The following is a 13373-nucleotide window of genomic DNA, read 5'->3' as shown; positions in this document are numbered from 1 at the left end:
CCGGCTCAATCCTGATACGACGAGATCTCGATCAGGCTGCCGTCGGGGTCGCGGCAATACACCGAGCGCAGGGTGCCGCGCGCGCCCTGCTTGGCGACCGGGCCTTCCTCGATGGCGACGCCGAGCGCCCTGAGATGCGCGACAACCTCGTCGGGGGTGCTGGTGGTGAGGAAGCAGAGGTCGTCGCTGCCGGCCACGACGTGGTCGGCCGTGAACCAGTCGACCTTGTCCGCGTCCTTCGGTCGCACGTTGATCTTCTGGTTCCCGAACAGCAGCGACGTGCGCCTCGCCTTGCCTTGTCCGGGATCGAACACCTGGACCGTCATGCCCAGCACTGCTTGATACCACGCCGTCGTGCGCTCGACGTCGGCGACATTGATGACCAGATGATCGAGCGCATCGACCTTGACCGGCATGGGCTCTTCCCTCCTGATGGGACATCGATCTCGCCGCCATCGCGGCACTCTGTTACAATCGATGTTACAATAGATCCTGGCGGCTCGTTGACCGCCGCCCAACGATAATGCCTGAGGAAACGCATGATTTCACGTCGTACCGCGCTTGGTCTGATCGCCTCCGCCGTCCCGTCCATCGCTGCTGTTCGCAACGCCTCCGCGGCCGACTATCCCACCCGTCCCGTCCGCTTCGTGGTGGGGTATCCTCCGGGCGGCGCGACCGACATCCTGGCGCGGCTGATCGGCCAGCGGCTGTCCGAGACGCTCGGTCAGCAGTTCATCGTCGAGAACAAGCCGGGAGCCGGCAACAATATCGGCACCGATGCCGTGGTGAACGCGGCGGCGGACGGCTACACCGTGTTGCTGGTCAATCCGGCCAACTACATCAATGCCAGCCTCTACACCAATCTTAAATTCAACTTCGTCCGCGATATCGCGCCGGTGGCCTCGTTCAACCGCGTCCCCAACGTGATGACCGTCAACAAGGACATCGAGGCCAAGACCGTCGCCGAGTTCATCGCCTATCTCAAGGCGAACCCCGGCAAGGTGAACATGGCCTCGTCCGGCAACGGCACCTCGGTGCATCTGTCGGGCGAGATGTTCATGGCGATGACCGGAACCAAGATGCAGCACGTGCCCTATCGCGGCGCGGCGCCGGCGATCACCGACATGCTCGGCGGCCAGGTGCAGGTCATCTTCGACAACATGCCCTCCATCATCCAGCACATCCGCTCCGGCTCGTTGCGGGCGCTCGGCGTCACCACCCAGCAGCGCTCACCGCAATTGCCGGACGTCCAGGCCGTCGCCGAGACCGTACCCGGTTACGAGGCGAGCGCGCTGTTCGGTATCGGCGCGCCGAAGAACACGCCGAAGGAGATCATCGAGAAGCTCAACAAGCAGGTCAACACCATCCTGGCCGAGCCCGAGATCAAGACCCGTCTCGTCGATCTCGGCGGCGAGCCGCTGATCCAGTCGCCGGAGCAGTTCGGCGCCCAGATCGTCGCCGAGACCGAGAAGTGGAAGAAGGTCGTCGAGTTCGCCGGCCTGAAGGTCGAATGAGACGAGTAGGCGACGCCGCGATCGCCGGGCCGCGCGCCGCGGCAGGTCTTCGATGAGGCGCCAGCCCGCCAGACGGGTGTCGAGGGCTGAAGGTGACGTGCCGCGCAGGCGACACGTCACAGCCTTGGTTGGTGATCCGTTCCGCCGATTTGTCGTTTTTTGACCATGCCGGTGTGGTGCAACCCTCCGGCCAGAAGAGGAACAGATCATGCGCAAGGTTATGATGATGGCAGCCGGCCTCGTCGGCGTTGCACTTGGTGGCGGTATCGCGCCGGCCTCCGCAGGCGGTTACGACTATCCCTGGTGTGTGCAGGGCCGAGGCGTCGGTTACCCCGGTGACTGCTCCTACCAGACCTTCGAGCAATGCCGGGCGAGTGCCTCCGGGCGCAATGCAGGCTGCGGCATCAATCCGCGCGTCGCGTTCGATCCTGCCCGCCGCCGCCCCTCGGTCTATGTCGATATGCCGCCGCCGCGCCGCGTGCACCGCTATCAGTATTACTGACACCCTCGACCGAGCGGGTCGGCGTGCGCGACCGATCGGCTGACGCAGGCGCGCTTCCGGGATCGCGCGGGCTTGCATCGACTTTGCGTTCGTATATACTTTGTACTGCAAAGTTAAACGAGCCGGTCACCGGCTTCAGGTGAGACATGCGCGATCTCGATAAGGCGCTGGCGGACATCATCGCGATCCGCAGCCAGCTTGCGGCGGGCACGGCATTTCGCGGCTACGGGCCGGCGACGATGGCCGCGACCTCGGCCGTCGCGCTGGTCACTGCGCTGCTTCAGCAGCTGTTTCTGCGCGACCCGACGGCCGACGCGTGGACGTTCCTGCTCGGATGGGCGGCGGCAGCCTGCGTGTCGCTGACCATGATCTGGTTCGAGATGCGGGCGCGATCGCGCCGGCATCATTCCGGCCTTGCAGATGCGATGATCCATCAGGCGGTCGAGCAGTTCCTGCCAGCGGGCATCGCCGGCGTGCTGCTCGCGGTGCTGTTGTGGAAGTTCGCGCCGGAGGCGCTGTGGATGCTGCCGGGCCTGTGGCAGATCCTGATGTCGCTCGGCGTGTTCGCGTCGGTGCGCTCGCTGCCGCGCACGGTGGCGCTTGCCGGGGCGTTCTATTTCATGGCCGGCTTCGCCGTGTTGCTGGTCGGCAGCGCCACGCATGCGCTGTCGCCGTGGACGATGGGGCTTCCGTTCGCGATCGGACAGGGGCTGATGGCGGGCATTCTGTATTTTGCGACCGGAGAGTCCGATGTCGAAGACTGATGGCAGCGCGCCGTTCTCCTATGACGGCCTCGATCGCGTCATCCACGAGAAGGCAAGGCTCGGCCTGCTCACCTCGCTGATGGCGCACCCGAAGGGTCTCGCCTTTGCCGACCTCAAGCAGCTCTGCGGGCTGACCGACGGCAATCTGTCGCGGCATCTGCAGGTGCTGCAGGAGGCCGGTCTCGTCGAGGTCACCAAGGGCTATGAGGGCAATCGCCCGCATACCACCTGCCGGCTGACGAAGGCGGGACGCCGCCGCTTCCTCGACTATCTCGCCGTGCTTGAGCGCCTCGTCCGCGACGCCGCGGCCGCTGCCGGCAAGGAGCACACGCCATCGTCGGCCGGCCTGATCCCGGGCCGCGTCTGACTCTCGCATCGCGTTTATTTTTGACCTGGAGCTTTGCAATGCAAAGTAGTCTGCAACCTCAATCGCCTGCTGTGGTGGATGGCCTGCATGTTGGCATCATCATGGATGGCAATGGCCGCTGGGCGACGCGCAAGGGCCTGTCGCGGCTGCGCGGGCACGAGGCGGGCGTCGAGGCGATTCGGCGCGTCGTCGAAGCCGCGCCCGACCAGGGCATCGGCACGCTGACGCTGTATGCGTTCTCCAGCGACAATTGGCGACGCCCGCGGGCCGAGGTCGCAGCCCTGATGGCGCTGCTGCGGATCTATCTCGCCAGCGAGGTGGAGGCGCTGGTGCGCAATGGCGTCCGCCTCACCGTGATCGGCCGTCGCGACCGGCTGCCCGGCGGCATCGCCGACGCGATCGGCCGGGCCGAAGCGGCCACCCGCGACGGCAGCACCCTGCATCTGCGCATCGCCGTCGACTATTCGGCGCGCGACGCCATCCTCGCGGCGGCGGCGAAGGCCCGCGACATCGACGGCCTGACGCGTGCGGCGTTCTCCGACCTCGTGACCGGCCAAGCCGGCTTGCGCGACGTCGACCTGATCATCCGCACCTCCGGCGAGCAGCGCCTGTCCGACTTCCTGCTCTGGGAAGGTGCCTATGCCGAGCTGCATTTCACCCAGCGCATGTGGCCCGATTTCGATGCCGCCGATCTGGCCCAGGCGCTCGCCTCCTTCCGCGGCCGCGAGCGCCGCTTCGGCGGCCTCGAGGCGGCGCCGCTGGCACCGGCGCCGGTCGCCTGACGACGACGCAATCTTTCCGCGCATCGGGGAATCATCTACCGCTTGCAGCACGAGCGCAGAGATCCCCTGATGAAGCACAAGCCGCGCCGGTCCGCCGGCAAGCCCCCGGCCAAATCCGGATCGATGGGCCACAGCGATACGCCTGATGCGCTGTGTGCCGCGGCCTTGCGGCTGCTGCGCGCCGGACAGCTCTCGCAGGCCGAGGATGCGTGCCGCCGCGCGCTGACGCTGGACGCAGCCTCGCTCGACGCGCTGCGTGCGATGGGACAGGTCTGCCTGGCGCTCAAGCGCGCCGATGATGCGATTGAGTGGTTCGCCCGCGCCGTTCGGCAGGACATGTCGGCCGCGGAGTCCTTCGTCGGCCTTGCGCAGGCGCTGCGGCTCGCCGGCCGCACCGATGAAGCGATCAAGGCTTACGATCGCGCGCTGCAGCTGCAGCCGGATGCGATCGAGAGCTGGGATGCGCTTGGCGAACTGCTGCAACTGAGGCAGCGGCACGCCGAGGCGGCGCTGGCCTGCGATCGGCTGCTGCAGCTCGCGCCCGATCGCGCCGCGACCTGGTTTCGTCTCGGCGAGGTGCTGGAAGCGCAGGGGCGGCGCGACGAGGCGGCCCTGGCCTTCGATCAGGTGGCGCAGCTCAGGCCTGACCGCCTCGAGGCGGCCAACAAGGCCGGCGCGCTGCATTTCGATGCCGGTCACTATGAGCAGGCCATCACGCGCTTTGGGCAGTCGCTGGGGCTGATGCCCGATCAGGCGGGCGTGCTGTATCTGAAGGGAATCGCGCTGCGGCGGCTGCGCCGCTACCAGGAAGCCGAGACGTTCGGCCGCCGTGCGCAGGCGCTGGCGCCTGACGATCCCGACGTCGCCAATGGCTATGGCTGCATCCTGCAGAACCTCGGCCGTCACGATGACGCCGTCGCCATGTTCGACAAGGCGATCGCGCTCCGGCCGCAGACCGCGGATTTCCATAATCATCGCGGCACGTCGCTGGCCGAATTGCATCGTTTCGCCGAGGCGTTCGACAGCTTCGATCGCGCCGTCGCGCTGAAGCCGGACCTCGCCGATGCGCATTGGAACGCGGCGCTGTTCCGGCTGCTGACCGGCGACTTCGCCCGTGGCTGGGCGGCGCGCGAATGGGGACGCAAATGTCGCGCCGTCGGCTTCGTCGAGCGCAGCTTCGAGGCGCCGCTGTGGCTTGCCGATGCGCCGCTGGCCGGCAAAACGATCCTGCTGCACAGCGACGAGGGGCTCGGCGACACCATCCAGTTTTCGCGCTACGCCACCCTGGTGGCGGCGCAGGGCGCGCGCGTGGTGCTCGAGGTCGACGCGCCGCTGCAGCCGCTGTTGTCCGGCCTGGATGGCGTGGCGCAGTGCCTTGCCCGCGGCATCGATGCGCTGCCTTCCATCGACTATCACTGCCCGCTGTCGAGCCTGCCGCTCGCCTTCGCCACCCGGCTCGACACCATCCCTGCCGCGCCGTGCTATCTGCCGCGCCCTCCCGAGGCGCGCCGGGCGATCTGGGAGCAGCGATTAGGTCCGCATGACCGCTTGCGGGTCGGGCTCGTCTGGTCCGGCAACCCCGCGCATCTCAACGATCACAACCGTTCGATTCCGCTGCTGGCGCTCGCGCCGCTGCTCGAGATTGGGGCGCGGTTCGTCAGTCTGCAGAAGGAGCCGCGGCCGTCCGACAAGGCCGCGCTCGCCGCGCGCGACGACATTCTCGATCTCACCGCCGACATCCGTGACTTCGTCGACACGGCTGCGCTGATCGACAGTCTCGACCTCGTCCTCACCGTCGATACCAGCGTGGCGCATCTGGCCGGCGCGCTGGGCAAGCCGACCTGGATCATGCTGCCCTTCACGCCGGACTATCGCTGGCTGCTCGGCCGTGACGACAGTCCCTGGTATCCGAGCGTGCGGCTGTTCCGCCAGGACGCGCGACGTGACTATGCCGACGTCGTCGTGCGCGTGCGCGATGCGCTGGCGCAGCAGGTCGCGGCGTTTTCCGCGACTTAAGGATCGGCATTCAGCAGACCGATCGAGATTTCGTGGATGCGCCGCGTCAGCTCGGCGACGCTGCGCCATCCCGTCTTCTCCCGGGTGCGCTTGAGATGCGTGTAGACCGTCGTGACCTTGATGCCGCGATGCGCGGCATATTCGACCGCAGTCATGCCGGTACTCAGCGCACAGGCCAGTTGCGCCTCCGCCCTGGTCAGACCATGAAGGTCCTGAAGCAGATGCGCCGCCGGGCTGTCCCGCATCGGATCACGCACCAGCATCACCACCATCGCAGCGGGCCAATCCGAACGAGGGTGTCGTTTGTGCAGGGAGCGCAGCGATATCGTGCAAGGCGGCAAGCCGCCTGGACGCGGCGCCAGGAAATCGAGCGCGGCATCCGTGCCGATCAGGCCGTCGGTACGCGTCGCCGCGCTGAGCGCGCGCGCATAGCGATTGCGCAGATCGGCCGAGGCGAAGACGATGCCGCGCCTCTCGATCCGGAACATGGCGCCGTCTGCCGAGATGGCTTGCAGGCTCGGATTGAGGTAGACGATCTCGCCTCTCGGATCGAGCAGTGCGACGCCGTCCTTCAGCACATCGAGTGCGGTCGTGCCGATATCGTTGCCATAGGCTGTGACGAGGCTGTTTCGCATTCTAAGTGCGCGCTGCAGATGGGGCGTGAGGCGGTGCATCAGGGCGATGTCGGCCTTGCCGACATGGCCCTGCCGCGGCGTTCGCTGCAGGGTCAGGGCGACCATCCGCTGCGGCGACCGCTCCAGCACCGCTGAGAGGAAATAGCGAAGCCCGGCGCGCGGCAGGAACTCTGCATAGAACGGATCGCGGTTCATGGCGCTCTCGTCCATGACCTGATAGTCCCAGGCCAGTTCGCCGCGCTGTTGGTTCAGCGCCATGCGCAGGCGCGGATTGCGGGGCGCGAAGTAGGCGAGGTAGTCGTCGCCCTCGGCCGCAGCAACACCGCTGCTGTGAAAGGTCAGGGGCTGCCGGACGATCGGGTCGATGACCTCGAAGGTGGCACCCTCGGACCTCGTCAGTTCCCGGACGCAATCCAGTGCGTCCGTGATGCCATCCGGTTCCGCAAAGCCCTGATAGATGGCGTCCAACGCCCGCGAATAGAACTCGCTCTGCACGGTGACCTCGCTGCCATGACCGGGAAAGGGTGCGCCGGTCTGAATAATCAACCCGGGCGCGTGGACGATATTCCCCTTCATGGGTCGGCATGCGGCGCGTGAGGTTCATCGCGCAACGGTCGCGCGAAGCCGCGAGATTGGCAGGCCTGCCCAGGCCGTCGGCTGAGGAGTGGCGCACGATCGGAGCTTCACTTGGCCGGAGATGAGTGATGAGGATCCCTGTGCCGCGCGTGCGGCGACAGTCGCACAGAATTCGACGTCGGATGCGCCGGATGGCGCGGGCCGTGCTCGCCGCGCTTCAGGAGTCGCGGTTGTGCACCGCGCGCCGATTGATCCACGATCATCGGCATCTGCTCGACTGATGAGATATGAGAAGGACGCCGGCCGAGCCCCGGAGCCTGTCATGCTCCGGGGCTCGGCATCGCCAGGCTACTCAGCGACGGCGTCGCCCGAGCCGCCGAACTCGCGCGGAAAGTCCTTCAGCTTCGGCAGGCCGTCGCGCATCGGCAGCACGGTCTCGGCATAGTTCACGTGCACGGCCGGCTTGAAATCGAGATCCGGAAGCGTTGCCGCGAACACGTCGACCAGCCCGAGCGGCGGATGAGTGGTCATCAAATGTCCACCGCATTTGGCGCAGTACTGCCGCTGGCTCAACGGCGTCTTCTGGAACATCGCCACGTGCTCGGTGCCGGCTGCGATCCTGACCGCGTCCGGCTTCCACAGGCTGAAGGCGTTGACAGGGCCGCCCGACCACGAGCGGCACGACCGGCAGTGACAATAGCCCATCGCCTCTGGCGCCCCGGACACCTCGACTTCGACCGCTCCGCAAAAACATCGTCCAGTGAGTGTCATCCTCGTCCTCGTTGGTTGTAAGGCCGCAGACGGCATCACTCCCGAAGCCCTGTGTCTTGGCGCGCGGCGACGATCGGCAGGGCTGGCACGACCGCGCGTGACCCAGTTCACATTCGGCCATCCTCCGACAGGCGACATCCTCTGATCGGAGGACGCCGCGTTTGCGGCGATGACGCTATCGATTCCGCCTTGGATGGAGCGCGCGGCTCCAGGTTTCAGTTTCGGATTGTCTCGGGTGATCGCATGTCAGGTTTCAATTCGCGCATCGTCGAATTCTCGACCGACAACATTCCGGAACCGGAGCGCGCGGCGTTCTGGCGCGAACACTACGGCCAGGTCATGCTGCGTGTCGATTTCGAGCCCGCGCCGGATCTCGCGTTCAAGGCGCGCAATCGGGCCCTGACCCTGCCAGGGCTGCAACTGCTCGATGCCTGGGCCACGCCGGCGCGCATCTCGCGGTCCGGCCGCTATCTTGCCGACGGTGCGGACAATGTGATCCTCGCGATCAATCGCCAGGGAACCGCGTTCGTCGAGTCCGCCGGGCAGATCCGCGAGCTGCGCGAAGGCGAGGCGGCGATCCTCAGCGGCGCCGATGCGAGCGCGTTCCATCGCACCAGCAATGGTCGATCGTTCACGCTGCTGATGCCGCGCGTGATGGTCGAAGCCGCGGATGTCAGCATCGCGGATGCCTTGATGCGGCCGATGCCGGTCGATCGCGGCGCATTGCAGCTGCTCGACCATTATGCGGGCTGGCTCATGGCCAGCAGCGGCGCGATCGATGCGCAACTGCTCAATCTGTCGGTACGCCACGTCCAGGACCTGCTCGCGCTGTCGATCGGGCCGGCCGCCGACCTGGCCGAGACGATGCGCGCGAGAGGATTGCGCGCGGCGCGGCTGAAGCTCGCAAAATCGTTCCTCATCGCCAACAGCCGGCGCCGCGACATGTCGGTGGCGACGATCGCGGCGAAATTGAACGTCACGCCACGCTACGTGCAGCGCCTGTTCGAGATCGACGGCACCACCTTCTCCGCGTTCCTGTCCGGCGTGCGGCTTGCGAACGCGCATCGCATGCTCTGCGACCCGGCCCATGGCCAGCTTGCGATTGCCAGCATCGCCTATGATGTCGGCTTCGGCGATCTCTCGCACTTCAATCGCTCGTTCCGACGCCAGTACGGGCTGACCCCGCGGGAGGTCCGGGGCGATTGCGGAGGCAGCCGCGGGCAGCCGACCGCGCGCGTGTCCTGAACGGGGAGCACGCCATGACGTCCAAGACGATCGTGTTGAGGATCCTCGATGGCATCTTGGTCGCGGCAACCGGCCTTCTCCTGCTCATGCTCGCCGGTCTGCCGATCGAGTGGATGCTCGTCCTGCTCGATATGTCGCCACGCGAATTCCAGGCGTTCGCCTTGTTCGTCATCTTCAGCAGTCTGCTGCTGATCCATGCCATCGCGACGTCGGATTCCGCGCCGTAACCCAAACGTGATCGCAGGCTTCGGGGGCATGCGCGGGGCTGGTTGAGCTGTGTCAACGGATTCTCCCGCGCCTATGGCAAACGAGCGCCATGCTTCAGCGGAGAAGGTTTTTCGGAATGGATCCACAGGACACGCAACTCGCCGGCGACGAACGGCCCGTTCAGCGCGTCCGTGCTGAAACCGCAGCCGTCGTTCCCACGCCGGCGATGCCGGTTCCTGTGTCCCATCAGCCGCGGCGCAGGTGGGCAGTGTGGCCGCTTCTCGTGCTCCTCCTTGCCGTCGGGGCGGCCGGTGGTGGCGGCTACGTCTGGTGGCAGCGGCTGCATCCGCCGCTGCCCCTCGGCATCAGCGTCAGCAATGGCCGCATCGAGGCTGACGAGATCGACATCGCGACCAAATATGCCGGCCGTGTCGCCGAGCTGCGCGCCGATATCGGCGATCGCGTCGAGGCCGGGCAGATCGTGGCGCGGATGGACACGAAGGAGCTGCAGCAGTCGCTGTCGAAGGCGCAGGCCCAGGCCGAGCAGGCGCAGCACGTGGTCGATCAGGCCCGTGCCAATCTCGCGCAACTGCAGGCGCAGAAGACGCTCGCCGAGCAGGAGATGGAGCGCACCCGCAGCCTGCTGCAGAGCGGCTGGACCACACGGGAGCTGGCCGATCAGCGCCAGCAGGCGCTCGACACTGCGACCGCCGGCCTTGCCGGCGCGCAGGCGCGGATTTTCGAAGCCGAACGCGGGCTCGAAGCGGTCCGTCACGACGTCGCGCTCTACACCGTTCAGATCGCCGACAACTCACTGATCGCGCCAAAGCCCGGCCGCATTCAATATCGTCTCGCCAATGTCGGCGAAGTCCTCGCCGCGGGCGGCAAGATCTTCACCATGCTCGACATCGGTTATGTCTACATGGACGTGTTCCTGCCGACCGAGGAGGTCGGCAAGGTCAAGATCGGCACCGACGCGCGGATCGTGCTCGATGCCTATCCGGATCGTCCGATCCCGGCGAAAGTGTCGTTCGTGGCGAGCCAGGCGCAGTTCACGCCGAAGACCGTCGAGACCCGCAGCGAGCGCGACAAGCTGATGTTTCGCATCCGCGTGCGCGTCGATCCGGACAGGCTGGCCGCGCATGCCGATGCCGTGAGGAGCGGATTGCCGGGCGTGGCGTATGTCAGGTGGAATTCCGACGTCGCATGGCCGGCGCGCCTGCAAGCAGCGCCATGATGGCCGACATGATCGGCGATGCGTCTCCGGTCGCGATGGTCAGGGACGTCTCGCAGCGCTATCGCGACGTGGTCGCGCTCGACAACGTCTCGATCGACATTCCCGCAGGCCGCGTGGTCGGTCTCATCGGCCCGGACGGCGTCGGCAAGTCGTCGCTGCTGTCGATCCTGGCTGGCGCGCGTGCGATCCAGGCCGGACAGGCGCGCGTGCTTGGGGCCGACATGGCCGACCGGCGCGCCCGCACGCAAGTGTGTCCGCGGATCGCCTACATGCCGCAGGGCCTCGGCAAGAATCTCTACCCCGATCTCAGCGTGCGCGAGAATATCGCGTTCTTCGCCCGGCTGTTCGGCCAGTCGCGGTCCGAGCGCGACTGGCGCATCGCCGAACTGATGGAGGCGACGGCGCTGTCCGATTTCGCCGACCGGCCGGCGAAAAAGCTGTCCGGCGGCATGAAGCAGAAGCTCGGCCTGTGCTGCTCGCTGATCCATGATCCCGATCTTCTCATCCTCGACGAGCCGACCACCGGCGTCGATCCGCTGTCGCGGCGGCAGTTCTGGGACCTGATCGACCGCCTGCGCGCGCGCAGCGCGGCGGGCATGAGCGTGATCGTCGCCACCGCCTATATGGAGGAGGCCGAGCGTTTCGACTGGCTGATCGCGATGAACGACGGGCGCATCCTCGCGACCGGTACGCCGGCCGAGCTCAAGGCGCAGACTCGTGCGGCCTCGATCGAGGATGCTTTCGTTGCGCTGCTGCCCGACGGCTCGGCGCGCGACCGCGCCGAGATGCCGGCCAAGACCGAGCTCGACGGCAGCCACGAGACCGTGATCGTCGCGCGCGACCTGACCTGCCGATTCGGCGATTTCACCGCGGTCGACGGCGTCAACTTCCAGATCCGCAAGGGCGAGATCTTCGGCTTCGTCGGCTCCAACGGCTGCGGCAAGACCACGACGATGAAGATGCTGACGGGGCTGCTGCCGCCGACCGAAGGCGAGGCGCTGATCTTCGGCCGCTCCATGGAGGCCGGCAATCATGAATCACGCAGCCGGGTCGGCTACATGTCGCAGGCGTTCTCGCTGTATGGCGAGCTCACGGTGCGGCAGAACCTGGTGCTGCATGCGCGGCTGTTCCATCTGCCGCGCGACGCCGCCGAGAAGCGCATTGCCGAACTGGTCGAGCGCTGCGATCTGACCGATCACATCGACGGCCTCACGGCCGATCTTCCGCTCGGCATCCGCCAGCGCTTGTCGCTCGCGGTGGCGATCGTCCACAGGCCGGATCTTCTGATCCTTGACGAGCCGACGTCGGGCGTCGATCCGGTGGCGCGCAATCAGTTCTGGCGCCTGCTGATCGAGCTGTCCCGCCAGGACGAGATGACGATCTTCGTCTCGACGCATTTCATGAACGAGGCGGCGCGCTGCGACCGGCTGTCGCTGATGCATGAGGGGCGGGTGCTGGCGACCGACACGCCGGACGGCCTGATCCGCGCCAAGGGCGCGCAGACGCTGGAGCAGGCCTTCATCGCCTTCCTCGAGCAGGACGCTGGTGTCGCCGATCCGCCGGTCACGCTGACCCAGGCGAGGCCCGATCCAAAGCCCGCCGACCGGCCGCGCGAGGAGCGACGGCGGGGCGCCGTCAGCCTGCGGCGGCTGTTGGCCTATACGATCCGCGAAGGTCTCGAGCTGATCCGTGACCCGATCCGTCTGATGTTCGCGCTGTTCGGAACGGCGTTCCTGATGATCGTGATCGGCTTCGGCATCTCCACGGACGTCAACAACCTGACCTTCGCCGCGCTCGACCGAGACCAGTCGCCCGAGAGCCGCGCCTATCTCGCGGAGCTCAGAGGCTCGCGCTACTTCGTCGAGCGGCCGCCGCTCGCCGACTACGCCGAGCTCGAGCGGCGGATGAAGAGCGGCGACATCAAGGCCTCGATCGAGATCCCGCCGAACTTCGGCGTCGACATCAAGCGCGGCCGGCCGGCGTTCGTGTCGGCCTGGATCGACGGCGCGATGCCGTTCCGCGCCGAGACCATCCGGGGCTATCTCGAAGGCACGCATCAGCTCTATCTCTCCGATCCCGCCGTCAAGACGACGCAGCCATTGCCGGCCTCGCCGGTCAATGTCGAGATCAGGTTCAAGTACAACCAGGCGTTCGACAGCATCTACGCCATGGCTCCGAGCACGATCGCGCTGCTGCTCGCGCTGTTTCCGGCCATCCTGATGGCGCTCGCGGTCGTCCGCGAGAAGGAGCTGGGGTCGATCACCAATCTCTATGTCACGCCGGTGACGCGGCTTGAATTCCTGCTCGGCAAGCAGCTGCCGTACATCGCCGTCGCGCTGGTGAACTTCGTGCTGATGTATGTGATGGCGATGGTCTTGTTCCGCGTCCCGCTCAAGGGCGCGTTTCTGCCGCTGATGGTCGGCACCTTGGTCTATGTCATCACCACGACCGGCTTCGGCATGCTGATCTCGACCTTTTGCCGGACCCAGATCGCGGCGCTGTTCGGCACCGCGATCCTCACCGTGCTGCCGGCGACGCAGTTCTCGGGCATGCTGGTCCCGGTGTCGTCGCTGTCCGGCGTGGCCAAGCTGATCGGCATGGTGTTCCCGATGACCTACTACCGCCCGATCGCGGTCGGCACCTTCACCAAGGGACTTGGCTTCGCCGATGTCGGCGCCGATATCCTGATCCTCTTGATCTTCATTCCCGTCCTGACAGGGTTCAGCCTGGCGATGCTGCCGAAGCAAGAGGCCTGAG

General features: G+C 66.6%; 13 protein-coding genes. 10 read left to right on the top strand and 3 right to left on the bottom strand.

Annotated elements, in window-relative coordinates:
- Positions 1–5: 5 nt before the first annotated feature.
- On the bottom strand, positions 6–416 hold the full coding sequence (locus ACQR1F_RS23970) for a VOC family protein (protein WP_315803876.1): 411 nt from the start codon (positions 414–416) through the stop codon (positions 6–8).
- A gap of 123 nt (positions 417–539) precedes the next feature.
- Between ACQR1F_RS23970 and ACQR1F_RS23965 the strand changes: the two genes are divergently transcribed.
- The 6 genes from ACQR1F_RS23965 to ACQR1F_RS23940 all read left to right on the top strand — a co-directional run bounded on the left by ACQR1F_RS23965 (position 540) and on the right by ACQR1F_RS23940 (position 5945).
- Complete coding sequence (locus tag ACQR1F_RS23965; RefSeq protein ID WP_434874633.1) at positions 540–1514, top strand: Bug family tripartite tricarboxylate transporter substrate binding protein; 975 nt, start codon at positions 540–542, stop codon at positions 1512–1514.
- Positions 1515–1722: 208 nt separating this feature from the next.
- A complete protein-coding gene (locus ACQR1F_RS23960; RefSeq protein WP_315803874.1) occupies positions 1723–2016 on the top strand; it encodes a DUF3551 domain-containing protein in 294 nt (97 codons plus the stop codon).
- A 146-nt stretch (positions 2017–2162) separates the two neighbouring features.
- The gene (locus ACQR1F_RS23955; protein ID WP_315715042.1) at positions 2163–2780 is read left to right on the top strand and encodes a hypothetical protein; all 618 of its coding nucleotides are present in this window, start codon (positions 2163–2165) and stop codon (positions 2778–2780) included.
- A complete protein-coding gene (locus tag ACQR1F_RS23950; protein ID WP_315803873.1) occupies positions 2767–3147 on the top strand; it encodes a winged helix-turn-helix domain-containing protein in 381 nt (126 codons plus the stop codon). Before ACQR1F_RS23955 ends, ACQR1F_RS23950 begins: the two co-directional genes overlap by 14 nt.
- Before the next feature lie 38 nt (positions 3148–3185).
- Complete coding sequence (locus tag ACQR1F_RS23945; RefSeq protein WP_316179114.1) at positions 3186–3929, top strand: di-trans,poly-cis-decaprenylcistransferase; 744 nt, start codon at positions 3186–3188, stop codon at positions 3927–3929.
- A gap of 69 nt (positions 3930–3998) precedes the next feature.
- Entirely contained in the window at positions 3999–5945 is a 1947-nt protein-coding gene (locus tag ACQR1F_RS23940; RefSeq protein WP_434913983.1) for a tetratricopeptide repeat protein, read from the top strand.
- On the opposite strand, the gene ACQR1F_RS23935 is transcribed toward ACQR1F_RS23940, so the two are convergent.
- Both ACQR1F_RS23935 and ACQR1F_RS23930 read right to left on the bottom strand, forming a co-directional pair.
- Positions 5942–7156, bottom strand: a complete 1215-nt coding sequence (locus ACQR1F_RS23935; protein ID WP_316237989.1) for a helix-turn-helix transcriptional regulator — start codon at positions 7154–7156, stop codon at positions 5942–5944. The two genes, ACQR1F_RS23940 and ACQR1F_RS23935, sit on opposite strands and share 4 nt — an antisense overlap.
- Positions 7157–7504: 348 nt before the next feature.
- Complete coding sequence (locus ACQR1F_RS23930; RefSeq protein ID WP_315803869.1) at positions 7505–7927, bottom strand: GFA family protein; 423 nt, start codon at positions 7925–7927, stop codon at positions 7505–7507.
- A 243-nt stretch (positions 7928–8170) separates the two neighbouring features.
- On the opposite strand from ACQR1F_RS23930, the gene ACQR1F_RS23925 reads away from it, so the two are divergent.
- The 4 genes from ACQR1F_RS23925 (at position 8171) to rbbA (ending at position 13372) form a co-directional block, all read left to right on the top strand.
- Entirely contained in the window at positions 8171–9172 is a 1002-nt protein-coding gene (locus tag ACQR1F_RS23925; RefSeq protein ID WP_315803868.1) for a helix-turn-helix domain-containing protein, read from the top strand.
- 14 nt (positions 9173–9186) lie between these two features.
- Positions 9187–9399, top strand: a complete 213-nt coding sequence (locus ACQR1F_RS23920) for a hypothetical protein (RefSeq protein ID WP_434913982.1) — start codon at positions 9187–9189, stop codon at positions 9397–9399.
- A 116-nt stretch (positions 9400–9515) separates the two neighbouring features.
- Positions 9516–10616 carry an HlyD family secretion protein gene (locus ACQR1F_RS23915; RefSeq protein WP_410053158.1) on the top strand — a complete coding sequence of 367 codons (1101 nt, stop codon included), beginning with the start codon at positions 9516–9518 and terminating at the stop codon, positions 10614–10616.
- Between the two features lie 8 nt (positions 10617–10624).
- On the top strand, positions 10625–13372 hold the full coding sequence (gene rbbA / locus ACQR1F_RS23910; protein ID WP_434913997.1) for a ribosome-associated ATPase/putative transporter RbbA: 2748 nt from the start codon (positions 10625–10627) through the stop codon (positions 13370–13372).
- The last annotated feature ends 1 nt before the right edge of the window (position 13373 follow it).

The organism is Bradyrhizobium sp. HKCCYLS3013 (genome assembly GCF_051167615.1).
Classification (GTDB): Bacteria; Pseudomonadota; Alphaproteobacteria; order Rhizobiales; family Xanthobacteraceae; genus Bradyrhizobium.
Note: the sequence above shows the minus strand (reverse complement) of the source record. Positions and strands in the feature narration are given on the sequence as shown.

Bases quoted from the DNA above. Each gene is read 5' to 3' on its own strand.
- ACQR1F_RS23970 (WP_315803876.1), bottom strand. From the start codon at position 416: ATGCCGGTCAAGGTCGATGCGCTCGATCATCTGGTCATCAATGTCGCC.
- ACQR1F_RS23965 (WP_434874633.1), top strand. From the start codon at position 540: ATGATTTCACGTCGTACCGCGCTTGGTCTGATCGCCTCCGCCGTCCCG.
- ACQR1F_RS23960 (WP_315803874.1), top strand. From the start codon at position 1,723: ATGCGCAAGGTTATGATGATGGCAGCCGGCCTCGTCGGCGTTGCACTT.
- ACQR1F_RS23955 (WP_315715042.1), top strand. From the start codon at position 2,163: ATGCGCGATCTCGATAAGGCGCTGGCGGACATCATCGCGATCCGCAGC.
- ACQR1F_RS23950 (WP_315803873.1), top strand. From the start codon at position 2,767: ATGTCGAAGACTGATGGCAGCGCGCCGTTCTCCTATGACGGCCTCGAT.
- ACQR1F_RS23945 (WP_316179114.1), top strand. From the start codon at position 3,186: ATGCAAAGTAGTCTGCAACCTCAATCGCCTGCTGTGGTGGATGGCCTG.
- ACQR1F_RS23940 (WP_434913983.1), top strand. From the start codon at position 3,999: ATGAAGCACAAGCCGCGCCGGTCCGCCGGCAAGCCCCCGGCCAAATCC.
- ACQR1F_RS23935 (WP_316237989.1), bottom strand. From the start codon at position 7,156: ATGAAGGGGAATATCGTCCACGCGCCCGGGTTGATTATTCAGACCGGC.
- ACQR1F_RS23930 (WP_315803869.1), bottom strand. From the start codon at position 7,927: ATGACACTCACTGGACGATGTTTTTGCGGAGCGGTCGAAGTCGAGGTG.
- ACQR1F_RS23925 (WP_315803868.1), top strand. From the start codon at position 8,171: ATGTCAGGTTTCAATTCGCGCATCGTCGAATTCTCGACCGACAACATT.
- ACQR1F_RS23920 (WP_434913982.1), top strand. From the start codon at position 9,187: ATGACGTCCAAGACGATCGTGTTGAGGATCCTCGATGGCATCTTGGTC.
- ACQR1F_RS23915 (WP_410053158.1), top strand. From the start codon at position 9,516: ATGGATCCACAGGACACGCAACTCGCCGGCGACGAACGGCCCGTTCAG.
- rbbA (WP_434913997.1), top strand. From the start codon at position 10,625: ATGATCGGCGATGCGTCTCCGGTCGCGATGGTCAGGGACGTCTCGCAG.